Origin of the sequence: Streptosporangium sp. CA-135522 (assembly GCF_050949235.1) — a bacterium.
Classification (GTDB): Bacteria; Actinomycetota; Actinomycetes; order Streptosporangiales; family Streptosporangiaceae; genus Streptosporangium.
The window spans coordinates 135,859-159,841 of record NZ_CP192026.1 but is presented as its reverse complement, the minus strand read 5'-3'; the positions used below and the strand labels follow the sequence as shown (position 1 = coordinate 159,841).

Below are 23,983 nucleotides of genomic sequence, written 5' to 3'. Positions count from 1 at the left end.
CCGCGATCGTCCGCCAGACGGCCAAGGTGACTCCTTACCGATGACATGGCCTGGATGCCCGATATGATCCCCGCCGTGACTTCTCCGGACCCCGCCCCGGCCGCGACCGAGTCACCGGGGGCATCTCGACGGCTGTGGATCGTGTTGACGGCCGTGCTCTTCGTGCTGGCCACGGTGCTAGCGCTCGCCTGGCCCGCGGGCGGGCTGGAGACGGCCGAGGAGCCGATCCCGCAGCGGAGGTTCGGCCAGACCGTCACCGGTGAGCGGTTCGGGATCACGCCGCGGAAGGTGTCGTACGTGACCGCCGACCCGGCGCCGAAGTTCGGTGATCCCCAGCCCGGCCGTTTCCTGGTGATCGAACTGGATGTGACGAACCTCGGCCACGACACGGCGACGACGGAGGCCCTGGCCGAACAGTTGGAGATCACCACCTCTCCCGGCGGCGCCCTCCACCGTTTCAAGGACCGGCACACGCAGTTCGTCGTCCGTGACGGCGGCGACGACCGCGACCAGCTCCACCCCGACCTCCCGGAGAAGGTGTTGATCGCCTACAGGGTGCCCGAGAGATACCCCGATCCCGAGCACATCACGATGACCTTCACCGACTCCGCCTATGGAGCCGGGTTCCAGTCGACGCTGTCGTCGTGGATGGACGGGGAGGTCCTGGCGGCCTACTCGGCGGACCTGGGCCGGGCCGGATGACGCGCCGGATCCTGAGCCTGCTCGCCGGGGTGCTCCTGCTGGCCGCGATCGTCGTGGTGAACCGGCTGTCCCCGAGCGCGGACCGGCAGTACGAGCCGATCGCCTCCACCGGCGGGATCCGCGAGGAGATCGACACCGTCGATTTCCAGATCCGGGTGGACCGGGTCGGGCTCGCGAAGTCCATCAAGATCAAGGATTCCTTCGGTGCCGAAGGCAGGCCGCGAAGCACCGCCGGGACCTGGGTGGTCGTCTGGGCGACCGCTTCGGCCACCCGCAAGGAGGTCAGCCTGAGGGGTTCCGAGATCGCGACCGCCGACGGGGACGTCTACGCCGCCACCCCCGTCCTCGGCGCCCTCGACACCGCGGCCCTGCAGCCGGGGATCCCCGCCTACGGGGCGATGCTGTTCGAGGTCCCGGCCGCCAAGCTGCCCGGCGCCGTACTCAAGGTGCACACCCAGCTGCAGGAGGGGTTGCGCCTGCTCGGCGCGGCGGCGGAGGTCCCTCTGAACCTGCCCGGAACGGAGCCCGAGGCGTCCGTCGTGCTGGGGGCGGTGCGGGAGGTTTGAACGCGGTGCTGCGCAATCTCGCCTACGGCGTCGGCCTGGTCGTCGCGCTGGCGGCCACCACGGCCGCGCAGACCCTGCCGTGGAAGGAGAAGTACGACGACCAGAGCGGTGAGGGCGGTCCGGCGGTGACCGCCGGACTCGACCGGCCCGCGCGCCTGTACGACATGGAATGGCGGCTGAAGGACATCACCTCGGGGAAGCCGGGTGCTTCGCCGACCCGGCCGCTGCCGCCCAGGACCAGGGTCGTGGTCGTGGTGTTCTCGGTGAAGCCGCTGACTCCGGCCGCGAGCCGATGGTTCACCGACGAGCCCTCCGGTGACTGCTCCGTCCAGGTGGCCGACCGGTCGGGCCGGATCTGGTCTCCGTCGTTCCGGACCGGCGTCGCGCCGGGCCCGAACAAGGACGGCTGCAAGAGCGCCGGAGGGGATCTCAAGCCGGAACCCCTGGCCGTGGGCCGGGAACGGACGGTGCAGAAGGCGTTCATCGTCCCGCAGGACGCGATCGCCGGCCTCCAGGTCGAGGTCAGGATGCCACGGCGTCCCGGGGTGGTGCGGATGGCCCGCTAGCCCCGGCCGCCTCGTTCACCCCGGCCGCCTCGGCCGTCATCCTGGCGGCCACCCTGCGCAGCGCCAGGTCGAACCCGGCGGCCAGCAGGCAGACCCTGAGCACCTCGTGGACCACGTCGATCGGCAGGTGGGCGGCGCTCTCCCACATCTGCCACCAGATGATCTCGTGCGGCCCGACGAGGTGGGTCACCCCGATGAAGGCGACCTTGCTCAGCGCCTCCAGCGTGACGTAGATCAGGCTGAAGCTCAGGTAGAACAGCGGCCCGGCACGAAGCACGAACCGCAGGCCGTTGATGATCGGGGTGTACTTGTCGCGGAGTCCGCGAGACAGGAACTCCACCGTGTTCTGGACCTGCGCCGGCAGCATCTTCCACAGGCCGGAGACCCGCTTCTCGACCCGGGTGCCCTCGATGACCTTCACGTCCCGGGTCATGTCGGAGCTGTAGACCACCGCGGTGATCGCCAGCCAGAGCAGCGGCGCGACCAGACCGTCCTTCAGGTCCGGCACGTACGGCGAGAGCACTCCCCAGGCGTCCTTGAGCGGCTGGGGGACGATCCCGGCCACGTCGAACAGGCCCGTCGCCCCCTTCCACACCACCCGCGTGGTCAGCCAGTCCTTGGCCACCCCGATCCAGTTGCCGATCGAGATGATGCCGAAGAACATCCACAGGCATTCCAGGCCGCTGGTCGCCAGCCCGAGCACCTTGATCTGCCGGGACTCGTAGAGCCGCTCGACCACGACCTTGACCAGGAAGACCGCCAGGGTGACCACGACGATCAGCACGTTGATGTCGAACAGGTTGCTGACCAGGTCGGCCTCGGCCAGGAAGTCCGTCTGCCATATGGGGTGGAGCTCGTTGGAGAGCCGCTGGAAGCTCTTGAGGTCGTCGAGGAACAGCTCCCAGGCGCTGTAGAAGATCAGGAAGGGCAGCAGGGTGTGCGCGAGCGCGTCCACCAGCCGGCGTTCCCGCTCGTCCAGCGTGAGCACGGCCGCGTCCACCCTGCTGAGCTGGCGGCCAAGGGTGTTGAGCATCGCGATGTAGGCCATGAGCGTGGCCAGCAGCGCGAAACTGAGAATGCCGAATCCCGCGTAGGCCCGCCATCCCGTGGGCTCGGCCACCCAGACGGCGAGGAAGATCGACCCGTCGTGGGCGAGGAGGCCGAGCGTGTGGAAGAACGCCAGCGGGAGGAAGAACCGCGCCGCGAGACGGAGCGTGTCCCAGGGCAGCCGGAGGGGAGAGAGTGAGCTGTCCATAGCCGAAGGATCGTAGCGAATGACGACATATCCATTTTCAGCGGTACGGCCTGCCCCAAAGGACCGCTATCCCCTGCCCCCAAGGGACCGCTATCCCTTGGTGCATCATTGGATCCATGGCGGCCAAGGACGGCGACGGATGGGCCTACTGTGATCGCGGGCATCGGCACTGGGGCGTGTACGGCGCGTCCGGCCTGCTCGCCGTTCACCACGACAGCACCGGGACACCTCGCATCCTGGCCCAGGAGCGTGCCGTGTGGAGTCACCACGGCGGCACCTGGGGGCTACCCGGCGGGGCCCTCGACAGCCACGAGGACGCCATCGCCGGCGCGCTGCGCGAGGCCGGGGAGGAGGCGGCCCTGACCGGTGACGGCCTTCGGGTCCAGGGCGTCTACCTCGACGACCACGGCGGCTGGTCCTTCGCAACCGTGATCGCCGAGGCTTCCGGTCTGCTGGAAGCGGCCCCTGCCAACAGCGAGAGCGTCGATCTGCGCTGGCTCACTCCCGAGCAGGTCGCCGCCAAGAACCTGCACCCCGGCTTCGCCGAGACCTGGCCCGCGATCAGACACGCGCTCGGCCCGCTGATGATCGTCCTCGACGTCGCCAACATCGTGGGCGCCCGCGCCGAGCACGGGTGGTGGAAGGACCGCGCCGGAGCCGCCGCCAAGCTGCTCGCCGAGGTGAACGCCCTCGCCGAAGGCGGCCTTCGCGGCCTGCCCGACGGCCTCCCGGCCCTGGACCGGTGCTTCCCCCGCTTCGTCATGGTCGTCGAGGGAGCCGCCCGGGATGTCTCACCGCTGCCCGGCGTCCGCGTCGTCGCCGCCCCGGGGAGCGGCGACGACGCCATCGTGCAGGCCGTACGGGACGTCCCCTCCTGGGAACGCGTCCTGGTGGTCACCGCCGACCGAGGTCTGCGCGAGCGGGTCACGGCCCTGGGCGCCCTGGTCGTCGGACCCCGTTGGCTACTGTCCCAGTTGTAAATGTTCCACGTGGAACATCGCGGGAATCTGCCACGATGTGGGGCATGTCCCAGCTTCGAGCCGAGCCGCGGGGCTTCCAGGCCGATGAGGACGAGACGATCCCTCCCGACTCCTGGGGACGCCGCGCCTCTTCCCGTCGCTCCCTGCCGTGGGGCTTCGCCCTCGTCGTCGTCCTGCTGGTCGCGGGGCGGTTCGCACTCGCGCCCCACCTGACGGCGCCGGCCCTCCAGACCTGGGCCACGATCTTCGTGGCGATCTGCGTGCAGGCGCTGCCGTTCCTGGTCTTCGGTGTGGCCCTGTCGGCCGCGATCACCGCGTTCGTCCCGGCGTCGTTCTGGACCAGGGCACTGCCCGGGCATCCGGCCGCCGCCGTACCCGTCGCGGGCATCGCCGGGGCGGTGCTGCCCGGCTGTGAGTGCGCGTCCGTCCCGGTGGCGTCGGGACTGATGGCCCGGGGAGTGACCCCGGCCGCCGCACTGGCCTTCCTGCTCGCCTCGCCCGCGATCAACCCGGTCGTGCTCGTCGCGACCGCCGTCGCCTTTCCCGGACAGCCGATGATGGTCGTGTCCCGGTTCGGGGCGTCGCTGGCCGTGGCGGTGCTCGCCGGCTGGCTCTGGCTGCGGTTCGGCCGCGGCGAGTGGCTGTCGATCCCCTCCCGCCCGCATGGGGACGGCCCCAAGTGGTCGCGCTTCGGTGAGGTGATGCGGCACGACCTGCTGCACGCGGGCGGGTTTCTCATCGTCGGCGGCCTGGCCGCCGCCACGCTCAACGTCACGGTCCCCCGCGAGTGGCTGACCGCGCTGGCCGGGGTTCCGTGGCTGTCGGTCGTGGTCATGGCCCTGATGGCGGTGCTGCTTTCGATCTGCTCGGAGGCGGACGCGTTCGTGGCGGCCTCGATGACCGCGTTCTCACCGACCGCGAAGCTCGCCTTCCTGGTGGTCGGGCCGATGGTCGATCTGAAGCTCATCGCGCTGCAGGCCGGCACGTTCGGCCGGGCGTTCACGGTCAGGTTCGTCCCGCTGACCTTCGTGCTCGCCATCCTGGTGAGCACCCTCTTCGGATGGGCTGTGCTGTGAGCCGGGTGACCCAGAACCTGATCCTGACGTTGCTCGGCATGGCCGTGCTGCGGATCTCGGCGTTCTCCGCGACCTATCTGAACTATGTGAAGCCCGGTTTCCGGCCGTTTCTGATCGGCGCCGGTACGGTGCTGCTGATCCTCGGCGCCGCCGGCCTGGTCCAGGCCTTCCGGGCGGGGAGGGAAGCCTCTGGACAGGCGCACGACCGCCCGCCGGGGCGGAACCCGGATCATGAGCACGGGCAGAACCTGGACCGCGAGCAGAGGTGGAATCCGGATCATGAGCAGGATCGCCCCGAAAACCACGTCCCCGAGCATGGGCACCGCGAAAACCACGCGGCCGGGCACGGGCATCCACACGGTGGCCCCCGGGTCGCCTGGCTGATGTGCCTGCCGGTGTTCGCGATCTTCCTGATCGCGCCGCCCGCCCTGGGCTCGTTCGCCGCCGCCCGTTCCGAGACGCCACCGCCGCGCGACCGGGCACTCAGCGCCTTCACCCCCCTGGACGGCGGCGCCGGCCCGGTGGACATGCCGGTCGGCGAGTTCATCGGCCGGGCCTGGGACGATGACAGCAGATCGCTCACCGGCCGCGAGGTCAGGCTGACCGGCTTCGTCGTCCCTTCGAAGAAGAAGGGCCGCTGGTACGTCACCCGCATGCAGATCGCCTGCTGCGCCGCGGACGCGTTCCCGCTGAAGGTCGCGGTCAGGGGGATCCAGGCACCGCCCCCGGACACCTGGGTCGAGGTGACCGGGACCTGGATCCCGCAGAAGTTCGGCACGATGCCCAACGGGGTCGTCTATCCGGAGCTGGCCGGCACCGACATCACGAAGGTCGACACCCCGCAGGAGCCGTACGAGTAAGACGCGGCCCGGCGGTTCGACCGGCCCGGCGGTTCGACCGGCCCGGCGGTTCGACCGGCCCGGCGGTTCGACCGGCCCGGCGGTTCGAGGTCAGGAGGCAGGTCAGGCGCGGGACGGCGCCGGGTACGGCGGCCGCGCCGGGATCAGGTCGCGGGTGGCCCGGTGGAACAACCAGTAGCTCTCCGCCGCGACGACGAGGAAGAGCAGGCGAGCGGGGCCGGGGATGTCGAGCGTGAGCAGGCCGTCGTTGAGCGAGTGCAGCACGGCAGCCACCACGAAGACGCCGGCGACGGAGAAGGTGATCGCGATCCTTCCCCTGGCCTGCCAGGCCTCGAAGGCGACCGCGCAGATCAGACCGGTCCAGACGAGGTGGCTGAACGGAGTGGCCAGGCCTCGCATGAACAGCACCATGCCCGCGTTGACGGCACCGGTGGCGTCGACGCTCTTCCACGCGTAGGACATCGATTCCATGATCGCGAATCCGGTCGCGCAGGACAGGCCCAGCGCCACCCCGGCGGCCTTGGTCAGGTAGCGGCCGGTGAGCGCCACCAGGAGGAGGGGAACGAACTTCGCCGATTCCTCGATCCACCCGACCTGCAGGATCGAGGGGCCGTGCTTGTCGGGGATGAACAGCGCGTTGAAGTATCCACCGAGCAGGAGGGCCACGCCCCCTCCGAACAGGAACATCCCCACCAGCGTGACGCCCGGGACGCTGGCGCCGATCCCGGTCCGGTCGTGGATGGCGACCAGGAGTCCGACCGGTCCGGCGGCGGCGCCGTAGAAGAAGGCCGCCGGCATGACGGCGCGGTTGCCCACGGCCTCCGTCATGGCGATGAGTGCGGCCGACAGCGCCGCCATGGCGATCCACACTTTGAACCACCGGTGCCGGTAGAACCTAAAATGTTCGCTCATGCGAAGTAAATCCCCATTTGGGGTGTCGCAGATTCGGGCGAATCGCCCATCTTTGCCTAAAGGTCGACCCCCTCACGATGGCCACCCCGACCACCGCGAACACCACCGGGACAAGCCGCCTTCCCGATCGCTCGACCAATCCGATGATCTTCTTGCGAGACATCTCCTTGCGAGACCCGAGCCGGGACGCGGCCACGCGCCAGATCCCGACCGGAAGGGCGCACACCGCTATCGCGGCAGAGCTGGACGTCAGGCCGATCATGCGGAACGCATGCGGAACGTCGGAGTGTGGACCGAGATGTCGTCGGCGCCGTCGGTGACCGCCACCCCGGCGATCGACACCGGGCAGGTCGGGTCCACGGCCGGCATGGCCCGCCGTGGGCGGTGAACGTTACGATCACGTTCATCCGTTCCCGTCGGCTTCCGGAGGCCTCACGTGGGCTATCCGCCGCAGTACGGCCGGCCGCCACGAGGCGAGACGGGCCGGGGAGTGGCCGTCATAGTGATCATGGTCGTCGGCGTTCTCATCGGGGCGGCCATCTCCGTGATCGCGGTGCTCAACCCGGCCGTCACGCCGAAGGCCCTTTCCGCACCCCGAGATTCCGGACATTCCGAGACCGCGGTGCGGCAGGCCGCACAGGTGGGGCTCGACTCCTATTCCGGCGGATCCTACGGTGAGTTCTGGGATATGTGGAGCACGCAGGCGCAGACCGCGATCCCGCGCGAGGAGTACGCCCGACTGTTTCAGCTGTGCCCGCAGCCGGTGGCGGACGTCCGGTTCACCATCACCACCGTTACGGTCACCGGTGACGACGCCAGGGTCCAGGCGACTCGGGGCGGCGACACGACCGACTTCGACTTCTTCCTGGAGAGCGGCTCGTGGCGGCACGTGCCGCCGTCGGAGGAACTGCAGGAATATCGGACCAAGGGCGTCGACCAGCTGGCCCGGGAGCGGCAGGCCGCGGGAACTTGCGGCGCCGTGACCCCCGCCCCGACCCCGTCCGCCACCGATCCGTCCACCTCCACCGGCGCTCCCTCCGACCCCGCCACCGATCCGTCCACCTCCACCGGCGCCCCATCCCACCCCGCCACCGATCCGTCCAGCTCCACCGGCGCCCCATCCCACCCCGCCACCGATCCGTCCACCTTCACCGGCGCTCCCTCCGACCCCGCCACCGATCCATCGGGATGAGCGGGAAGGGATCGGCGTGGAGCCCGATGGAGAGCCGGCGTCGAAAAGGCACGGGCCGATTCAGCTTCGTTTCTCACCGGCATATCGTTCTCGACGCCTCTGGCCGGAATATCAGCTGATCGCCGAAGTCACCGAAAGGTAATGCCCGCGCCGCGATCCGCGGCTACTGTCAGAGGTATGGCCCACCCTCTGCCGGCCTGGCGAAACGGCGCAGGTCCGGACGCACCGAAATCGAGCGATCAGGATGCCGCCGCGCGGGAGCCGGATTCCGTGCCGCTGTGGCTGGCGCATCTCCAGCCCAGGGAGGGAAACAGGGCGATCGATACATCGGCCTCCGATACCTCCATTACCGTAGAGCTGGATAAAGCGGACTTTGAGGCGCTTTCTCGTAAGGCGCGGTTGACGGGCAGCAGGATCGCCGACGTGATCCATGCCGCCGTCCAGCGTGAGATCGGCAACAAGCCCCATGTCATCACGTTGATGCAGCGCTGGAACCTGCACCGCGAAGATCTCGACATGGCGGCCGACGCCCTCGGCGTCGATCAGCTGTCCGAGATGGAATGGGGCCAGATCGGCATCCGCTGGGTCCGGAGGGCCTGATACATGCTTCCCGGTCGAGTGCTCGACGTCAGTGCGCTGATCGATATCGCAGTGGCGAAGACCGAATATTCACGAAGTATCGCCGCCATGTGCCTTTTCCGCGGCGGCGGGATATGCATTCCGGCAACCGGCCTGGCGGCCGTCCTGTCCATCTCTCCGATGTCCACCCAGGTGGAGTTGTTCGAGCTCGTCACGACACCGGGCGTGAAGATCGACGACTTCACCCAGGGAAAGGTCGGGGAGATCGCCGAGATCCTCGACGGGTCACGTGACATCACCGCGGGACACGTCGTCTGGTGTGCCCGAAACACGAAATGGCCCATCTTGACGGATCGAGGCAGGGAACTCGTCCAGTACGACCAGCACATCGCGATCGACCCGTTGCCCTAGCGTTGCGAGCCGCCGGCCTAGCGTTGCGAGCCGTTGATCCGCCGTATTCGTGGCGGGCCCTTTTCTCCCGCGCCCCGGCTCGCGGCCACGCGCCGCGCCGGGTCCCGTATCCGAGGTGACGTTTCCCGTCATCGCTCTTCTGACGAGCACACGAGGAAAACGGGAACGCCTGATCGTGCAAACACGGGATGGCATGTGGTTCCCGCTGAAGCCTCAGAGCGGGCGTCTGCGGTGGGCATTTGTGGTGGGCGCCTGCGGTGGCGATCCGCCGGAGATGCGTCGGGGGTGAATGCTACGGTCGCGCGCATGCGAAACAGCTACCTTGCGTGGGGCGATGCGACCGACCTGTTCGAGCGGCGGGGGCTACCGAAGGGGACGTATCAGAACCTGTACGAGGAGGAGTACATCCTGGTGCCCGGTCCTGCCTCGGTGACCGGGGAACTCCCCCTTGACGAGCACGAGCGGACTCCATGGCGTGAGGGCACGCCCGACGGGGCCACCGGGTACGTCGTGGACGGCGACCTGACCGTCGACGGCAACATCACCGACGTGGACGACGGCGCCGCCGCACTGATCGTCCTGGGGAACCTGCGGGCGAAGAACATCTACCTGGCGGGCGACACGAAGCTGATCGTGCTCGGTCATGTGACGGTGGAGACCTTCGTGGGCGACATGACCGAAAAGCTGGTGATGATCCACGGTGATCTACACACCACCGTGGCGATCTTCTGGAACGAGTTCTGCCCCGATCTGGTCGCCGGGACCCTGCACGGCAGAACCCTCGCTCCCGCCTACCTCGACCTCTCCACCGCCCCCATCGGCGGCCTCCTCGACCCCACACCCGATGCCCCGCTCAACAGCCTCCTGGCCCCCGAGCTACTGATCACCGGTGCCGCCTGCCCCGACGACCTCCCCGAGATCGGCATCCGCGGACCCGCCCTCCGCGAGCACCTTCTCACCGGCCTTCCCCTCACCAGGCCCCTCTGATCCACGTCCACTCCGCATGGGACGTGACGGCCCCGAACGCGGTCGACGCCTCACCGAGGAGGTTCCAGTACGGTCTCCGAAACGGCAGAACACCCCTGACCCGCTGAAGCCGAGTCGATCATCCACCCAAGCTTCGCTTTCAACCCGACGACGAGTGCCAGGCCGCCCGGCAGGCCTTTGGGGTGGCCGGATGGCGTGGAGCGGGATCTCGGGCAGTGCCGCGCGGGGTGACCTGGGGAACCGTCTCAAGATCCATCCCGCGTATATTCCGCGAACACCGGCCAAGAACCACTCACAGTGGCGTACGGCTGCGCACCCCGGAAACGGCCAACGGCGCCCGGTCCGGGGAATCCCCTGCTCAGGTGCCGTTTTGCGGGCTCGGTGGAGAGCGTGGGATTCGAATCCACGAGGAGCCGCAAAGCCACTAGCGGTTTTCAAGAGGGCGGCGTTCTAAGCAACGAAAGGGTCTCTGACCAGGGCGGAAGCACTCTCCTCGTACTCACGCAACGAAGATCATCCCGTGTATATCCCACGCTGACCGACTGTCGACATAATGGACCGGGAGATCGAGAAGGTGATGCCATGGAGGACTACCAACACGCCCTCATCGGCCGAATGACCGCGTACCTCGACCTTTACGACTCAGGTACGATCCCGCTGCTCAAGTTGGCCGAAGATCTCCGCGGCCTGTTCGAGGCCGCCGATCCTCGTGAGCTGAGCATCAGGGACTCGTTCGAGGAACTCTGGGTCGAACTCGATGCCGAGAGCGAACTAAGAACCGAACCATGGGCGCCTCCTGGACTCGCCGACGACGCTCACCTGCGCGAGATTCTCCGTAGGCTGCGCTCCTGGATCGAGCTGCACGGCCTCGCCTCCTGATCCGTAGATCCCCAAACGATCTCCACGGGCGTTCAAGCCGGTTCACCGTGCAGGTCGTCGACGATCCGGCTGTTCAGATCAGTACAGCTCAGTCCGAGGTCGTACAGCCTGTTGGCTCCCAACTTGGCTCCCAGAATGAAGTGCCGATGGTTTTACTGCGGCTCGGCGGTTCAGATGCGGCATGCCGCTGCGCTGGCCGTACGACTCCCGTCGTGGCCTCGGCTTGCAGTTGTGGGTTCTAGTCACGGTTGTTGATCGATACGCTGCCCGCGTGAGTGGGAACAGGGATACGGATCTGATCGAAGTAGACATCGAGGGTCAGAGCTGGAACGCCACGCGTACCTGGGTAGAGAAGGGCCTGCCCGAGGGGGACCGAGTTGAGCATGTCGAGCGATTGCGTGGCGGGTGGACGTCGGAGATGCGGCGTCTACGCATCATCGGGCCGAGCGGCGGACACTCGCTCGTCTTGCGGTCCTTCGTCAAGCCGTTCTTCCAGCAGCATGCCGAAGGGCTGCTCACTCGCGAGGCGGACATCCTGACCCTGCTCAGCGGTACGGATGTGCCGGCGGCCACGCTCCACGCCGTCGACGCGACCGCGCAGCACTGCGACCACCCCTCCTTGCTGATGTCCCTGCTCCCCGGCAGCGTGCGGGTCGATGAGGACGGAGCCGAACAGCGCACCGACCTCCTGGCTCGGCACCTGGTGCTCATCCACCAGGTGCAGGTGACCGAGCAGACCCGCCCGCGCTCCTACCAAGCGTGGACCTCACCCGAGCGTGTGCGTATGCCCCAGGACACCGGCCAACCCGAGCTGTGGCATCGCGCCGTGGACGTCATCCGCCACGATCCCCCGGACTACCGCGCCTGCTTCCTGCATCGGGATTTCCACCCCGGCAACGTGCTCTTCACCGGAGACGGCGACGACCTACGAATCAGCGGCATCGTCGACTGGGTGGAGACCTCCTGGGGGCCGGCCGACCTGGACGTGGCCCACTGCTCCACGGCATTGGCACTGCTCCACGGCGCCCCTGCCGGGATGCTCTTTGCCGATCGATACGTCGCCGCAGGTGGCCGGCTGACCGCCGATCCCGCCGCCCATCTGTACTGGCGGATGTTGGACGCCTTGGCCTTCGCACCGGATGCCGAAAAGGTCGCCGGCCCCTGGCGCGAACTCGGACGCACCGATCTGACTTCCACGCTGCTCATCTCCCGGTTGGAGGACTATCTGCAGGAGCTCTTCAACCGCTACGGCTGACATCGCCCAACGCACAGCCCGAGACAAAGATGGCATCGGCGTTCGACCTAGGCCGTGGCCGAATGCCGCGCCGCCGTAGGCTCCGGCCTTTCAGCCCGCACGATCCAACGGTGATCGGCCATGTTTCCCGGTGAGCCGGGGTGAGGCACGAACCCTGGATCTTCGATCGCCCCCGACCACAACGGACCTTGGCCACGATGAGGTGATCGTCGGGCTCCGTCTGTGCGGCGCGGCCAAAGGCCAGCGGAAGGCGTGGGTACGGCGCGGCGCGAGTACGGCGACGGCCCTGAGTCCCGCGCCGGCCGGGACCGGCCCCCAGGCCGCATGCCCGGACGGCAGGCGGGCGGCGGGCCGTGCGGCGGCGCGCCGCGCCGCCGCCTTGAGTGCCATTCCTTGCCTGTGCACGCCCTGTCCAAGGTCCGAAACGTAGGGCTCAGCCTGTACGCGCTGACGCTCCGACTCGACGGCGGGGCGGCCGCTGCCACGACCATCGCCCGTAAGCGGTCGGTCTTCTACAACGCCCTGCAGTACGCCGTGGACCTAGAGGAACTGCCCTCCAACCCGATCGACAAGGTGAAGGCGTGGAAGCCTCCAAAGGTCCGGTAGGTCGTGGACCGCCATCCGCCCCAGGCCCGCGAGTTGCTCGCCGCGGTGACCTACGTGGGCCGTCTCGACCGTGGCCGGCACCTGCGGGGCTTCTTCGCCTGTCCGTACTTCGGCGGCCTGCGCCCGGCCGAGGCGCTCGGGCTCCGCAAGCAGGACTGTCACCTCCCGGCGACCGGCTGGGGACGGCTCATCCTGGCCAAGTCCAAGCCACAGACGAACAAGAAGTGGACCGACAGCGGGGCGGCTCACGACGATCGGGGCCTGAAGCACCGGGCAGAGGGCGAGGGCCGTCCCGTTCCGGTCCCGCCTGAGCTGGTGGCCATCCTGCGCGAGCACATCGAGGAGTTCGGCGTCCACGAGGACGGCCGGCTGTGCCGTGGCTCGCGCGGTGGCGTGATCTCCATCGGGACCTACTGCGAGGCGTGGAAGGCGGCTCGGACCTTCGCCCTGACTCCCGAACAGCAGATCTCACCTCTGGCGGCCCGGCCGTACGACCTGCGGCACGCGGCACGCGGCAGTGTCCCTCTGGCTCAACGCGGGTGTTGCCGCTCCCGATGTGGCCGAGCGGGCAGGGCACGGAGTGGACGTGCTGCTCCGGGTCTATGCCAAGTGCATCGATGGAGGCGCTGAGATCGCCAACCAGCGGATAGACGACGCACTCGCAGCATGATCACAGGTACGTTCAAGGGGTCCCGTTCATCGCGGGGCCCCTTCTTTTTTGCGGGCGCGACCTGGAGAAACACCTCAAGATCCATCCCGCATATATTCCGCGAACACCGGCCGAGAACCACTCACAGTGGCGTACGGCTGCGCACCCCGGAAACGGCCAACGGCGCCCTACCGAAGGAAAATCCCTGGTCAGACGCCGTTTCGCAAGCCTGGCGGAGAGCGTGGGATTCGAACCCACGAGGAGCCGCAAAGCCCCTAGCGGTTTTCAAGACCGCCGCCATCGTCCACTAGGCGAGCTCTCCTGGCGACACGCTCCGAAGAACGTGTCAGATTGCACCTTAGCCTCTCACCGCCCCAAGCGTGCACCGGACTCGGCGGGCCCCCTTCTCCGCGTGGAGCCGGGTGCCCGCCGTACCGGATTCACCCCTGCGTGCCGGCGAAGCCGTCGCCCACCGAGGCCGCCAGCCGGAGGTAGGACTCCCTGGTGGTGGGCTGCAGCCTTTCCAGATCGATCTCGGCGCCCTCTTCGAGATGGGGGTCGTAGGGAACGCGGATCACGGCGCGGCAGCGAGCCGCGAAGTGGGCTTCCAGACGGTCGAGGTCAACGGTGGACTTCGAACGGGGACGGACGCTGCACAACACCACCGTGGCGGAGCGGACCAGCTCTTCGTAGTGATGGGCCTCCAGCCAGTCCAGGGTCGCCGAGGCGGCGCGGGCACCGTCCACGGATGGGGAGCTGACCAGGACGAGCTGGTCGGCCATACCGAGGACGCCGGACATCGCCGAGTGGAGCAGGCCGGTGCCGCAGTCGGTGATGCAGATCGAGTAGAAGTTCTCCAGGACCTGGGCCACCGACTGGTAGTCGGACGCGCTGAACGCCTCCGACACCGACGGGTCACGGTCGGAGGCAAGGATCTCCAGGCGAGACGGAGCCTGCGAGGTGAAGGCCCGGATGTCGACATAGCGCTTGATCTGCTGACGCTCGTTGAGCAGGTCACGGACGGTGGCGGAGGTTTCGAGCTCGAGCTTGTCCGACAGGGTGCCCCGGTCGGGGTTGGCATCGACCGCGATGACCCTGTCACCGCGGATCTGCGCGAGAGTGGCGCCGAGGCCGACCGTGGTGGTGGTCTTCCCGACGCCGCCTTTCAGGCTGAGCACGGCGACCCGATGATGGCCCGTGGCGACGGGAGTGCGGGCGCGGGCCACCAGTTCCCGGCGCCGGCGAACCTCCGGGGACTCACCGGGCTTGATCAGACCCGCGGACGCCTTGTAGATCAGCTTGCGCCAGCCACCGGCGGGCCCGTTGCGACGGCCTCTTAGCAGCGACTCGGGATCCAGGCTGTCAGCTGACGGCCGGGGAGTGCCCGGCGCCTGCTGCCGGGACGGGGTGCTGAAGGCGGGCGGCGGGGCCGACTGCCGGCGACGTGCCTGGTACGGCTCTCGCACCGGCTCGGCCGTGTCCCGGCCGGGAGTGAAAGGCGTCTCCTGGTCGGGGGCGAAGCCGGTGTTCCGGCTGGGAGCCGGGGACCTGTCCCGATCCGGAGCGAAGCCGGCGTTCCGGTCGGGCCCAAAAGCCGTCTTCTCGTCCGAGACGGAATCGGCATCCCGGCCGGAAGTCCGAGGCTTGTCCCGATCCGGCGCGAAAGGATTGTCCTGGTCGGAGATGAATGCCGTATCCCGGTCTGGCCCGAAAGCCGTCTCTCGCGCAGAGAAAGGCGTCTCCCGCTCGGAAGTGAAGGCCGCTTTCCGGTCGGCGTCGAAAGCCGTCTTCCGCTCCGAGAAAGGCTTATCCCGCTCCGGTCCGAAGCCCGTCTTCCCTTCGGATCCGAAAGGCTTGTCCCGGTCCGAGGTGAAAGCCGCGTCCCAGCCTTGGGAGGGGCTCGACAGGCCGGGAGAGTCCGAACCGAACGAGCCTGGGACGCGCTCCGGCGGAGCGGCCGGCTCCGGATGATCGGCGCCGAAGGATTCGGGTACCCGGAATGGTTCGGCGACCTTGGGCTCGGGTTCGGAGCGCTCAGGAGCCGGCCGAAGCGACTCGGCCGCGGTGAACGACTCGGCGGTGAACGACTCGGCCGCCAATGGCTCGGCGGCTTTGAAAACAGGCTGTTCGCTGTCCTGTTCGGCGCCGTCCGATGCGCCCGATGCGGACCGGTCGTCCTCCCACTCGGTGCCGCCCGATGCGGACCGGTCGCCTTCCCGCCCGACGCCGCCGAAGGCGAAGCCGTCGAGGTCCGAGCCGGCACTCGGGAGCGTGAACCGGTCATGGTCGGAGTCCGGGGCACCGAAGCTGAACGCTTCGGATTTCGGGGCCGGCGGCTTGAACGGTTCGGATTTCGGGGCCGGCGGCTTGAACGGTTCGAGGGTGGGGCCGGCGGGCTCGACGGGAGCGGAGGTGAAGGGCTCCGCCGGCGCCTCCGGACGGCGGGGCTGCTCGAACATGCCGCGCGACGACTCTTGCCCAGGCTCCGCGAACGGGGCGCGAGTCCCGGACTCCGCGAACGGGGCGCGAGCCTCGGGCTCGGCGAACTCGCCTGTGCCGTGGTCGCCGCTGTCGTCCTGCTCCTGGCGGGGCAGCGGCTTCAAAGGAGCCAGGAACCCGTCGTTGTCCTGGGCGGCAGGCGACTTGACGGAAGGCAGGGTGAAGGCGCCCACCGTGTCGGCCGCATCGATCCAGTCGGCCGCGTCGGCGTCCTCGACCGGTGGGTCCGGCATGGTCACGGGAGCGCCCGCGGAGTTGTAAGTCGAGTCGACGGCCGTGCGGAACAGCGGCGACGATCCGGCGTCGGGCTCGACCGGCACCGAACTCCAAGGGTCCTTCGGATAGGGCGAGATGATGGCTTCATCCACCATGGCGCTCTTCACCGGGATGGGGGGCGCCTCCTCCTCCTGCTCCTTGATGGCGTCGAGCCAGGCGAGCTGTTCCTCGAGAGATTCCTCACGATCGTGCCTCGCCACCGTGTTCCCCCTCGGGATGGGCATAAAAGGGCAGCAAACACATAGCAGGTTAACGCCCTGTGTTCTCATCAACGCAGGCAACCACCAAGTTGGGGTCACCCGTTAGCTTGGTCACATGCGCGCCATCGTGATCGATAAACCTGGTGGACCGGAAGTGCTGACCTGGCGAGAGGTGCCCGACCCCCGGCCCGGCCCGGGCGACGTGCTCATCGATGTGGCCGCCTCGGCGGTCAACCGGGCCGACGTGATGCAGAGGACGGGCCGGTACGACCCGCCTCCGGGCGCCTCGCCGTACCCGGGGCTGGAATGCTCCGGGGTGGTCATCGAGGTGGGCTCCGATGTCGAGGACTTCAAACCGGGCGACCAGGTGTGCGCCTTGCTGGCCGGGGGCGGTTACGCGGAGAAGGTGGCGGTGCCCTGGCAGCAGGTCATGCGCGTGCCCGACGGTGTCGACCTGGTCGAGGCGGCGGCCCTGCCCGAGGTGGCGTGCACGGTCTGGTCCAACGTGTTCATGACCGCGCGCCTGAGGAAGGGCGAGACCCTTCTCGTCCACGGCGGCGCCAGTGGGATCGGCACGCTCGCCGTACAGCTGGCCAAGGCGTTCGGCTCGCGCGTGGTCGTCACCGCGGGGTCGGCCGAGAAGGTCGCCCGGTGCCTGGAACTCGGCGCGGACGAAGGGGTCAACTACCGCGAGGAGGACTTCGCGGAGAAGGTCCGGGCCGATGTGATCCTCGACATCGTCGGCGGCAGATATCTGCCGGGGAACGTGAAGGCCCTCAAGACCGGCGGACGGCTGGTGGTGATCGGAATGCAGGGTGGTTCGAAGGGTGAGCTGGACCTGGGCGCGCTCCTCGCCAAACGGGCCTCCGTGCACGGCACCACGCTACGCGCGCGGCCGGTCGACGAGAAGGGCATCGTCGTGCGGGGTGTCGTGGACAACGTCTGGCCCCTGGTGGACGCCGGTGCGATCCGGCCGGTGATCCATGCCCGGGTGCCGATGAGCGACGCCGCGGAGGCGCACAAGATCCTGGAGTCCGGCGAGCACGTGGGCAAAATCCTGCTAGTAAGTTGAAGGCATGAACGCTGAGGAGAGCACTCCGCACATAGTGGTCATGGGTCCTCAGGGGGTCCAGGCCGAGGAGGACGGCGAGGGACGGTCGATCACCGAGCTGGTCGAGCAGCCCGCCAAGGTGATGCGGATCGGCAGCATGATCCGCCAGCTCCTCGAGGAGGTCCGGGCCGCCCCGCTGGACGAGGCCAGCCGCAAGCGGCTCAAGGAGATCCATCAGAGCTCCATCAAGGAGCTCGAAGACGGCCTGGCCCCGGAGCTGGTCGAGGAGTTGGAGCGTCTGTCGCTGCCGTTCACCGAGAACGACAACGGCGCCCCGCCGAGCGAGGCTGAGCTGCGGGTCGCTCACGCGCAGTTGGTCGGCTGGCTCGAAGGGCTGTTCCACGGGATACAGACCACGCTTTTCGCCCAGCAGATGGCGGCTCGCGCCCAGCTGGAGAACATGCGCAAGGCACTGCCCAGCGGCATCTCCCTCCCACAGGAGGGCCACCAGAGCAGCTCGGGTCCCTACCTGTAGAGGTCCCTACCTGCAGAGGTGTCCCTACCTGTAGAGGTCTTCGAGGACTCGGGCGACCCCGTCGTCGTTGTTGGCCGCGGTCACGTGATCGACCGCGGCCAGCACTTCGGCATGGGCGTTGGCGACGGCGTAGGAGGTGCCCGCCCATCGCAGCATCGGCAGGTCGTTGGGCATGTCTCCGAACGCGATCGCCTCGGCCGGCTTGATCTCCTGCCGATCGGCGAGGACGGCCAGCGCCGAGGCCTTCGTCACCCCGTGGGCGCTCATCTCGATCAGGGCGCGACCGCTGGAGTGGGTGGGGGTGACGAGGTCGCCGACCAGCTCGCAGACCGTCTCATGGAGGGCGTCGGGATCCATCCGGGGATGCAGGGCCAGCAGCTTGGCACACGGCCGTGAGGTCAGCGTGGCCGTCCCGACGCGAAGCCCGGCGACCGCCTTGCCGTCCCAGCGGCCGAGACGGAAGTCCGACTCGTGGGCGAACCCACCCTCGTATTCCACCGAGAAGGCCAGTTCGGGAACCTTTTCGCGGAGCCGTCTCACGACCTCTTCAAGCACGTCTGAGGTGATGAGGTGTGATTTGACGATCTGCTCGGTGTGCAGATCGTAGACAAGGGCGCCGTTGGCGCATATGGCCAGTCCTCGGTGACGCACGGCACCCGCGACCGTGTGCATCCAGCGTGGTGGCCTGCCGGTCACGAAGACCAGCGTGGCTCCGGCGTTCTCCACCAGGGCGAAGGCGGCGGCGGTGCGAGGGGAGACGGTTCCGTCCGAGCGCAGGGCGGTGCCGTCGAGGTCGGTGGCGACGAGCCGGGGGCTTCCCATAACAGGTTCCAGTCTGCACTGTGATCCCTGAGGTGTCGGCCCCGGGATCCATCTCCGAGGAATCTTCCTCATGGCGGGAACACGAGTGCGCCAGATAGTGTTAGATGTGATGGCGTTGTATTAGCTGAATCCCGTTGTGAAAACCAGTTTGACTGAACCACCCCGGGGCTTGCTGTACGACACATGGGGTTCACGAGGTGTGAATCCCAAAGTTTCAAATCCTGAGGGAGAGCTTTAATGGCTCAGGGAACCGTCAAGTGGTTCAACGCTGAAAAGGGCTTCGGCTTCATCGCACCGGACGGCGGTGCACCGGATGTGTTCGTGCACTTCTCCGAGATCCAGGGCAATGGCTACCGTAGTCTCGAAGACGGCCAGCGTGTCGAATTCGAGATCACGCAGGGCCAGAAGGGCCCGCAGGCCTCGCAGGTCCGCGCCGTCTGACGCATAGACCTCTGGTAGCGAGGAAGGCGGGGTTCGCTTAACGCGAACCCCGCCTTTTTCGTTTTCCGGGCAGATCTCCGTGCGCACGCCTCACCGGTAGACCAGGCCCGAGAGCCGCCAGGCGAGACGGCGGCGGAAGACCGGGTTGCGCGCCAGGACCCGCAGGACCAGGTTCCGGATGGGGCGCAGGCGCCTGTTGTTCATGGTCGCCAGCCGGGTGAGCCGTCCGGCGAAGGCGACGACCTCCTCCGCGACGGGGCGGCGGGCGGCCGCGTAGGCGTCCAGAGCGCCCTCATCGCCCTTGAGAGCCACCAGGAGGGCCTCACCCAGGGCGGTGGCGTCCTGGATGCCGGTGTTCATTCCCTGGCCCCCTGCGGGGCTGTGAACGTGCGCGGCGTCACCCGCCAGCACGACCCGCCCGGCGCGGTAGGTGTCGGCCACCCGGTGATGGACCCGGAAGCGCGATCCCCAGACGACCTCGTGCACCACGGCCCGGTCCCGCTCGGGTCCCCGGCTGTCCAGCAGCGCCTGGACGAAGGCCACATCGGGTTCGGCCGGCGCCTCGTCCACGGTGGCCACGATCCGGTGGCCACCGTCGGGCAGCGGGGCGACGACGACCAGCCCGGCGGGTGAGAAGAAGAGGAGGACCTCGTCGGCGGGCACACCGCCGGTGAGGCGCACGTCGGCGAGGCTGAACGACTCGGCGTACCGTCCGCCGGTGAAGCCGATACCGGCCTGCTCGCGGACCGTGCTGTGCATGCCGTCCGCGCCGACCGCGTACTTCGCGGTGACGGTGTCGCCGCCGGTGAAGACCGCGGTGACGCCCTCGCCGTCCTGGGTGAGGCTCTCCAGCGTGTACGGCCTGGCGACACGGCCGCCCAGCTCGACCAGGCGCTCCAGCAGGACCCGCTCGGTCACCGCCTGGGAGATCATCAGCGTGTAGGGGTAGCGCGTCGGCAGCCCGTCGAAGCGGACCGGCACGAGGACCCTGTCACGGTCCTTGATCGTGAATTGGGGGGCGTGGATGCCCAGGGCGGCCAGCCGCCCGGAGACTCCGATTCCTTCCAGGACTTCGAGCGTCCTGGCGTGGACGACGGCGGCCCGCGAGGTGTTGTCGCCGGCCTCCTCGCTGTCGACGACGGTCACGTCGAACCCCTGACCGGCGAGCGAGAGGGCGACGGTGAGGCCGGTCGGGCCTGCGCCGATGACGAGAACGTCGGTGGTTTCGGGGAGCATCTCGACCTCCGCGAGGTGATGTCAACACTTGTTGGTCAACGTCTGTTGGCACAACTATGCGCCTTCGCGATGGCCATGTCAACGGCCGTTGGCCTACACTTGTTGACATGAGGAGAACTTCTGAGGAGACCAAGGCGACGATCCTGGTGGCGGCGCGCGAGCGCTTCGCCGCGGACGGATACCAGCGGGCCACCATCCGGGCCATCGCCTCGGACGCGGCCATCGACCCGGCCATGGTCATGCGCTACTTCGGCAACAAGGAGAAGCTCTTCGCCGCCGCCGCCGACTTTGATCTGAAATTTCCGGATTTCACGGAGATCCCTCGCGAGACCGTGGGGCAGGTGCTCGCCGCCCACTTCCTCGACCGCTGGGAGGATGACGAGGGCATGATGATCCTGCTGCGCACCGGTGTCACCAACGAGGCCGTCGCCGAACGCATGCGCGACATCTTCGCCGCGCAGCTCGGCCCGCTGATCGCCCGCCTGTGCGGTACCCCGTCCCAGGTCCCTGTCCGCGCGGGGCTCGTCGCCACGCAGATCCTCGGCATGGCCCTGTGCCGCTACGTGCTCCGCCTGCCGCCCGTCGTCGCGATGTCCAGGGACGAGATCGTGGACTGGCTCGGCCCCACCCTCCAGCGCTATCTCGTGGAGTGACGGTCAGCCGGCACGGCAGGCCCGACCACGGAGGCCACGCCGTTCGAACCGGCAGGGGTCGGGCCACGGCGGCGAACGTCGCCCTGGCCCACGGCCGCCCGCGGGGCCGGCGCCTGCACCCGACCGCCCACGATCTGGCGTGCCTACGCGTTCCCCATACCTTGATCCACGAGAGCAAGGTAGAGCTCACGCTCCTTCAGGAGCTTCTTGCGCCCCTGCGGCCTCCGGTCCTTTCGGATCTCGAAGTCCACTGCAACTCCCTGAACACGGGGGTGTCGCAACGACCTCTTGAGCTGAAGTGGGCGGGGGCCTTCGTGAAAGGAACCGGTCTACCAGGCCGGTCCACCTGACGGATCGAAGACCTCCCGCCCGAAGGTCCGTGGTCCACCTGACGGATCGAAGACCTCCCGCCCGAAGGTCCGTGGTCTACCTGACGGGTTCGAGGACGTCGAGGCCGACATAGGGACGCAGGGCCTTGGGAATCACGACCGAGCCGTCGGCCTGCTGGTGGTTCTCCAGGATGGCGGCGATCCAGCGGGTGGTGGCCAGGGTGCCGTTCAGCGTCGCCACGTGCTGGGGCTTGCCGCCGGCGTCGCGGTAGCGCACGGCCAGACGCCGGGCCTGGAAGTCGGTGCAGTTGGAGGTCGAGGTGACCTCGCGGTACCGGCCCTGGGTCGGCAGCCACGCCTCGCAGTCGAACTTGCGCGCCGCCGAGGAGCCCAGGTCACCGCCCGCGATGTCGATCACCCGATAGGGCAGCTCGACCTTGGCGAGCATCTCCTTCTCCCAGTTGAGCAGGCGCAGGTGCTCTTCGTGCGCGTCCTCCGGACGGGCGTAGGAGAACATCTCCACCTTGTCGAACTGGTGGACCCGGATGATGCCCCGGGTGTCCTTGCCGTACGAACCGGCCTCGCGGCGAAAGCACGTCGACCATCCGGCGTAGCGGTACGGCAGCGAGCCGCCGTCCAGGATCTCGTCGGCGTGGTAGGCCGCCAGCGGCACCTCGCTCGTCCCGACCAGGAACAGGTCGTCCTCGGGCAGGTGGTAGACCTCGCCGGCGTGCTCGCCGAGGAAGCCGGTGCCCTTCATCGACTCCGGTTTGACCAGCACCGGCGGGATCATCGGGATGAAGCCCGCCTCGATCGCCTGCTGCATGGCCATGTTGAGCAGACCGAGCTGGAGCCGCGCGCCGACGCCCCTCAGGAAGAAGAACCGCGAGCCGGAGACCTTCGCACCGCGCTCCATGTCGATCGCGCCGAGCAGCTCGCCGAGCTCCAGGTGGTCTTTGGGCTCGAAGTCGAAGACCGGCCTCTCGCCGACCTCCTCGATCAGCACGAAGTCGTCCTCGCCGCCGGCCGGAACCCCCTCCTCCACGAAGTTGGGCACCGTGTAGAGCAGGCCGTCGAGCTCCCCGGCCAGCTTCTCCGCCTCGGCCTCGGCGGACTTCACCTGCGCCGCGAGGTCCTTGGCCCGATCGAGGAGGGCGGTCTTCTCCTCTCCGGAGGCACGCGACACCGACTTGCCGATGCTCTTCTGCTCGGCGCGCAGCGTCTCGAAGCGGCTCAGCGCACCGCGCCGGCGCTCGTCGAGGTCGAGCAGCGTGTCGACGACGGAGTCGTCCTCACCGCGGGCACGCTGCGACGCCCGTAGCCGGTCGGGATCCTCACGAAGGGTACGCAGGTCAATCACAGATCAAGGCTACCGATGCGAAGCTTGAGCTCGCGCCCCGACCGAAGGCCCTGATCGCGAGCACCGATCAGACCCGCCGATCAGACCCGCCGGATCAGACTCACCGATCAGACCTGGCCGGTGCGGATCCTGGAGAGCCAGTCCATGGCCTCGGCGAAGTCGCCGTCGGCCGTACCGCGCTTGATCTGCGGCGACAGGCCGTCGGCGCGCGGGTAGCTGCCGAGGAAGCGGACGTCGGCGCAGATCCGGTGCAGGCCGGAGATCGCCTCGCCGACCCTGGCGTCGGCCACATGACCTTCGAGGTCGAAGTGGAAGAAATAGCGGCCGATGCCGTCACCGGTGGGCCGGGATTCGATGCGGGTCAGGTTGACGCCGCGCACGGAGAACTCGGTGAGCATCTCCAGCAGCGCACCCGGGTGGTCGTCGGTGAGGAAGGCGACCAGGGAGGTGCGGTCGGAACCGGTGGGCTCGGGCAGCGCGCCGGGACGAGACACCCGGACGAACCGGGTCACGGTGTCGGAGCGGTCGCCGACCCCGGCGGCCAGCTCGACCAGGCCGTAGTGCTCTCCCGCGATGCGCGCGGCGATGGCGGCGTCGTACGGCGAGCCGGGAAGCGCGACTTCCTGGGCCGCCGCCGCGGTCGACGGGGCCGCGACCACCACGGCGTCGGGCAGTTCGCGGGCGACGAAGCTGCGGCACTGGGTGATGGCCGCCGGGTGGGTGAAGACCCGCTTGACCCGGGCGAGCGCGGTGCCCGGCCGTGCCAGGAGCGAGAACTCGACGGGCAGCAGCAGCTCACCGACGATGAGCAGCGGCTCGCCCGAGGCGAGCTCGTCAAGGGTCGTGGTGATGGCGCCTTCGAGCGAGTTCTCCAGGGGGACGACGGCGCCGTCGGCCTCACCCCGCCGGACGGCGTCCAGGGCCGCGCCGACGTTCGCGCGCGGCAGGCGCTCGGCTTGCGGTGCCAGGATGCGCAGGGCCTCTTCGGTGAAGGTGCCCTCCGGTCCCAGGTAGGCGAGTTTGGGCATGCCAACAGGCTATCCGGCGTCTGTCCAAAACCACTCGTAAAACGCTACATCCGGCCAAGCCGCCTGCGCTCGAGCCGC

25 protein-coding genes and 1 tRNA gene are annotated in these 23,983 nt (G+C 68.5%); 18 read left to right on the top strand and 8 right to left on the bottom strand.

Features of this window, described 5'->3' with window-relative positions; all coding sequences use genetic code 11:
• Positions 1–75: 75 nt before the first annotated feature.
• From ACQPYK_RS00810 to ACQPYK_RS00800, 3 genes are read left to right on the top strand one after another with little or no spacing between them, the layout of a single operon-like run.
• Positions 76–702: a hypothetical protein gene (locus ACQPYK_RS00810; RefSeq protein ID WP_433248596.1), complete on the top strand. Its 627-nt coding sequence runs from the start codon at positions 76–78 to the stop codon at positions 700–702.
• Positions 699–1,268 carry a hypothetical protein gene (locus tag ACQPYK_RS00805; protein ID WP_433248593.1) on the top strand — a complete coding sequence of 190 codons (570 nt, stop codon included), beginning with the start codon at positions 699–701 and terminating at the stop codon, positions 1,266–1,268. Before ACQPYK_RS00810 ends, ACQPYK_RS00805 begins: the two co-directional genes overlap by 4 nt.
• A 5-nt stretch (positions 1,269–1,273) precedes the next feature.
• Positions 1,274–1,834 (top strand): hypothetical protein, encoded by a 561-nt coding sequence (locus tag ACQPYK_RS00800; protein WP_433248590.1) that lies wholly within the window; start codon positions 1,274–1,276, stop codon positions 1,832–1,834.
• Here ACQPYK_RS00800 and ACQPYK_RS00795 read toward each other — a convergent pair.
• Positions 1,791–3,089, bottom strand: a complete 1,299-nt coding sequence (locus ACQPYK_RS00795; RefSeq protein ID WP_433248587.1) for a hypothetical protein — start codon at positions 3,087–3,089, stop codon at positions 1,791–1,793. The two genes, ACQPYK_RS00800 and ACQPYK_RS00795, sit on opposite strands and share 44 nt — an antisense overlap.
• Before the next feature lie 116 nt (positions 3,090–3,205).
• On the opposite strand from ACQPYK_RS00795, the gene ACQPYK_RS00790 reads away from it, so the two are divergent.
• The 3 genes from ACQPYK_RS00790 to ACQPYK_RS00780 are packed head-to-tail and all read left to right on the top strand — an operon-like array spanning position 3,206 to position 6,005.
• Positions 3,206–4,069 (top strand): NUDIX hydrolase, encoded by an 864-nt coding sequence (locus ACQPYK_RS00790; protein WP_433248584.1) that lies wholly within the window; start codon positions 3,206–3,208, stop codon positions 4,067–4,069.
• 44 nt (positions 4,070–4,113) lie between these two features.
• Positions 4,114–5,145: a permease gene (locus ACQPYK_RS00785; RefSeq protein WP_433248581.1), complete on the top strand. Its 1,032-nt coding sequence runs from the start codon at positions 4,114–4,116 to the stop codon at positions 5,143–5,145.
• Positions 5,130–6,005, top strand: a complete 876-nt coding sequence (locus ACQPYK_RS00780) for a TIGR03943 family putative permease subunit (RefSeq protein ID WP_433248578.1) — start codon at positions 5,130–5,132, stop codon at positions 6,003–6,005. The genes ACQPYK_RS00785 and ACQPYK_RS00780 overlap by 16 nt, the downstream gene beginning before the upstream one ends.
• Before the next feature lie 102 nt (positions 6,006–6,107).
• Here the strand turns inward: ACQPYK_RS00780 and ACQPYK_RS00775 are convergent, their stop codons facing one another.
• The gene (locus ACQPYK_RS00775) at positions 6,108–6,917 is read right to left on the bottom strand and encodes a PrsW family glutamic-type intramembrane protease (protein WP_433248575.1); all 810 of its coding nucleotides are present in this window, start codon (positions 6,915–6,917) and stop codon (positions 6,108–6,110) included.
• A gap of 436 nt (positions 6,918–7,353) precedes the next feature.
• Between ACQPYK_RS00775 and ACQPYK_RS00770 the strand changes: the two genes are divergently transcribed.
• The 8 genes from ACQPYK_RS00770 (at position 7,354) to ACQPYK_RS00735 (ending at position 13,456) form a co-directional block, all read left to right on the top strand.
• Positions 7,354–8,109 (top strand): hypothetical protein, encoded by a 756-nt coding sequence (locus ACQPYK_RS00770; protein WP_433248572.1) that lies wholly within the window; start codon positions 7,354–7,356, stop codon positions 8,107–8,109.
• 177 nt (positions 8,110–8,286) lie between these two features.
• Positions 8,287–8,709 carry a hypothetical protein gene (locus tag ACQPYK_RS00765; protein ID WP_433248569.1) on the top strand — a complete coding sequence of 141 codons (423 nt, stop codon included), beginning with the start codon at positions 8,287–8,289 and terminating at the stop codon, positions 8,707–8,709.
• A gap of 159 nt (positions 8,710–8,868) precedes the next feature.
• Positions 8,869–9,099: a hypothetical protein gene (locus tag ACQPYK_RS00760; RefSeq protein ID WP_433248566.1), complete on the top strand. Its 231-nt coding sequence runs from the start codon at positions 8,869–8,871 to the stop codon at positions 9,097–9,099.
• Between the two features lie 306 nt (positions 9,100–9,405).
• The gene (locus tag ACQPYK_RS00755) at positions 9,406–10,086 is read left to right on the top strand and encodes a hypothetical protein (RefSeq protein ID WP_433248563.1); all 681 of its coding nucleotides are present in this window, start codon (positions 9,406–9,408) and stop codon (positions 10,084–10,086) included.
• Positions 10,087–10,668: 582 nt separating this feature from the next.
• Positions 10,669–10,965, top strand: a complete 297-nt coding sequence (locus ACQPYK_RS00750; RefSeq protein ID WP_433248561.1) for a hypothetical protein — start codon at positions 10,669–10,671, stop codon at positions 10,963–10,965.
• A 271-nt stretch (positions 10,966–11,236) separates the two neighbouring features.
• Complete coding sequence (locus ACQPYK_RS00745; protein ID WP_433248558.1) at positions 11,237–12,220, top strand: phosphotransferase family protein; 984 nt, start codon at positions 11,237–11,239, stop codon at positions 12,218–12,220.
• A gap of 393 nt (positions 12,221–12,613) precedes the next feature.
• A complete protein-coding gene (locus tag ACQPYK_RS00740; RefSeq protein WP_433248555.1) occupies positions 12,614–12,826 on the top strand; it encodes a hypothetical protein in 213 nt (70 codons plus the stop codon).
• Positions 12,827–12,829: 3 nt separating this feature from the next.
• Positions 12,830–13,456: a hypothetical protein gene (locus tag ACQPYK_RS00735; RefSeq protein ID WP_433248552.1), complete on the top strand. Its 627-nt coding sequence runs from the start codon at positions 12,830–12,832 to the stop codon at positions 13,454–13,456.
• 249 nt (positions 13,457–13,705) lie between these two features.
• On the opposite strand, the gene ACQPYK_RS00730 is transcribed toward ACQPYK_RS00735, so the two are convergent.
• Together ACQPYK_RS00730 and ACQPYK_RS00725 are read right to left on the bottom strand one after the other, a co-directional pair.
• Positions 13,706–13,797: transfer RNA gene (locus ACQPYK_RS00730), tRNA-Ser, on the bottom strand.
• A gap of 118 nt (positions 13,798–13,915) precedes the next feature.
• Entirely contained in the window at positions 13,916–16,450 is a 2,535-nt protein-coding gene (locus ACQPYK_RS00725; protein ID WP_433248549.1) for an AAA family ATPase, read from the bottom strand.
• Between the two features lie 115 nt (positions 16,451–16,565).
• Here ACQPYK_RS00725 and ACQPYK_RS00720 point away from each other — a divergent pair, with 115 nt between their 5' ends.
• Together ACQPYK_RS00720 and ACQPYK_RS00715 are read left to right on the top strand one after the other, a co-directional pair.
• On the top strand, positions 16,566–17,522 hold the full coding sequence (locus ACQPYK_RS00720) for an NAD(P)H-quinone oxidoreductase (RefSeq protein WP_433248546.1): 957 nt from the start codon (positions 16,566–16,568) through the stop codon (positions 17,520–17,522).
• A gap of 4 nt (positions 17,523–17,526) precedes the next feature.
• Complete coding sequence (locus tag ACQPYK_RS00715) at positions 17,527–18,036, top strand: bacterial proteasome activator family protein (protein WP_433248543.1); 510 nt, start codon at positions 17,527–17,529, stop codon at positions 18,034–18,036.
• A 24-nt stretch (positions 18,037–18,060) separates the two neighbouring features.
• On the opposite strand, the gene ACQPYK_RS00710 is transcribed toward ACQPYK_RS00715, so the two are convergent.
• Positions 18,061–18,858 carry an HAD family hydrolase gene (locus ACQPYK_RS00710; RefSeq protein ID WP_433248540.1) on the bottom strand — a complete coding sequence of 266 codons (798 nt, stop codon included), beginning with the start codon at positions 18,856–18,858 and terminating at the stop codon, positions 18,061–18,063.
• Positions 18,859–19,095: 237 nt separating this feature from the next.
• Here ACQPYK_RS00710 and ACQPYK_RS00705 point away from each other — a divergent pair, with 237 nt between their 5' ends.
• Complete coding sequence (locus ACQPYK_RS00705; protein WP_012886943.1) at positions 19,096–19,299, top strand: cold-shock protein; 204 nt, start codon at positions 19,096–19,098, stop codon at positions 19,297–19,299.
• 90 nt (positions 19,300–19,389) lie between these two features.
• Here ACQPYK_RS00705 and ACQPYK_RS00700 read toward each other — a convergent pair whose 3' ends face one another.
• Positions 19,390–20,535 carry an FAD-dependent oxidoreductase gene (locus tag ACQPYK_RS00700; RefSeq protein WP_433248535.1) on the bottom strand — a complete coding sequence of 382 codons (1,146 nt, stop codon included), beginning with the start codon at positions 20,533–20,535 and terminating at the stop codon, positions 19,390–19,392.
• 107 nt (positions 20,536–20,642) lie between these two features.
• On the opposite strand from ACQPYK_RS00700, the gene ACQPYK_RS00695 reads away from it, so the two are divergent.
• Complete coding sequence (locus tag ACQPYK_RS00695) at positions 20,643–21,188, top strand: TetR family transcriptional regulator (protein ID WP_433248532.1); 546 nt, start codon at positions 20,643–20,645, stop codon at positions 21,186–21,188.
• 426 nt (positions 21,189–21,614) lie between these two features.
• On the opposite strand, the gene serS is transcribed toward ACQPYK_RS00695, so the two are convergent.
• Together serS and pheA are read right to left on the bottom strand one after the other, a co-directional pair.
• Positions 21,615–22,877 (bottom strand): serine--tRNA ligase, encoded by a 1,263-nt coding sequence (gene serS / locus ACQPYK_RS00690; protein ID WP_433248529.1) that lies wholly within the window; start codon positions 22,875–22,877, stop codon positions 21,615–21,617.
• A gap of 107 nt (positions 22,878–22,984) precedes the next feature.
• Complete coding sequence (gene pheA / locus ACQPYK_RS00685; RefSeq protein WP_433248526.1) at positions 22,985–23,905, bottom strand: prephenate dehydratase; 921 nt, start codon at positions 23,903–23,905, stop codon at positions 22,985–22,987.
• Positions 23,906–23,983: the final 78 nt, after the last annotated feature.

Excerpts from the sequence above, each read along its gene's own strand:
- ACQPYK_RS00795 (WP_433248587.1), bottom strand. The coding sequence starts at position 3,089 with ATGGACAGCTCACTCTCTCCCCTCCGGCTGCCCTGGGACACGCTCCGT.
- ACQPYK_RS00720 (WP_433248546.1), top strand. The coding sequence starts at position 16,566 with ATGCGCGCCATCGTGATCGATAAACCTGGTGGACCGGAAGTGCTGACC.
- ACQPYK_RS00705 (WP_012886943.1), top strand. The coding sequence starts at position 19,096 with ATGGCTCAGGGAACCGTCAAGTGGTTCAACGCTGAAAAGGGCTTCGGC.
- pheA (WP_433248526.1), bottom strand. The coding sequence starts at position 23,905 with ATGCCCAAACTCGCCTACCTGGGACCGGAGGGCACCTTCACCGAAGAG.
- ACQPYK_RS00760 (WP_433248566.1), top strand. The coding sequence starts at position 8,869 with ATGTCCACCCAGGTGGAGTTGTTCGAGCTCGTCACGACACCGGGCGTG.
- ACQPYK_RS00700 (WP_433248535.1), bottom strand. The coding sequence starts at position 20,535 with ATGCTCCCCGAAACCACCGACGTTCTCGTCATCGGCGCAGGCCCGACC.
- ACQPYK_RS00755 (WP_433248563.1), top strand. The coding sequence starts at position 9,406 with ATGCGAAACAGCTACCTTGCGTGGGGCGATGCGACCGACCTGTTCGAG.
- ACQPYK_RS00710 (WP_433248540.1), bottom strand. The coding sequence starts at position 18,858 with ATGGGAAGCCCCCGGCTCGTCGCCACCGACCTCGACGGCACCGCCCTG.
- ACQPYK_RS00790 (WP_433248584.1), top strand. The coding sequence starts at position 3,206 with ATGGCGGCCAAGGACGGCGACGGATGGGCCTACTGTGATCGCGGGCAT.
- ACQPYK_RS00775 (WP_433248575.1), bottom strand. The coding sequence starts at position 6,917 with ATGAGCGAACATTTTAGGTTCTACCGGCACCGGTGGTTCAAAGTGTGG.
- ACQPYK_RS00695 (WP_433248532.1), top strand. The coding sequence starts at position 20,643 with ATGAGGAGAACTTCTGAGGAGACCAAGGCGACGATCCTGGTGGCGGCG.
- ACQPYK_RS00785 (WP_433248581.1), top strand. The coding sequence starts at position 4,114 with ATGTCCCAGCTTCGAGCCGAGCCGCGGGGCTTCCAGGCCGATGAGGAC.
- ACQPYK_RS00750 (WP_433248561.1), top strand. The coding sequence starts at position 10,669 with ATGGAGGACTACCAACACGCCCTCATCGGCCGAATGACCGCGTACCTC.
- ACQPYK_RS00780 (WP_433248578.1), top strand. The coding sequence starts at position 5,130 with ATGGGCTGTGCTGTGAGCCGGGTGACCCAGAACCTGATCCTGACGTTG.
- ACQPYK_RS00805 (WP_433248593.1), top strand. The coding sequence starts at position 699 with ATGACGCGCCGGATCCTGAGCCTGCTCGCCGGGGTGCTCCTGCTGGCC.
- ACQPYK_RS00765 (WP_433248569.1), top strand. The coding sequence starts at position 8,287 with ATGGCCCACCCTCTGCCGGCCTGGCGAAACGGCGCAGGTCCGGACGCA.
- ACQPYK_RS00715 (WP_433248543.1), top strand. The coding sequence starts at position 17,527 with ATGAACGCTGAGGAGAGCACTCCGCACATAGTGGTCATGGGTCCTCAG.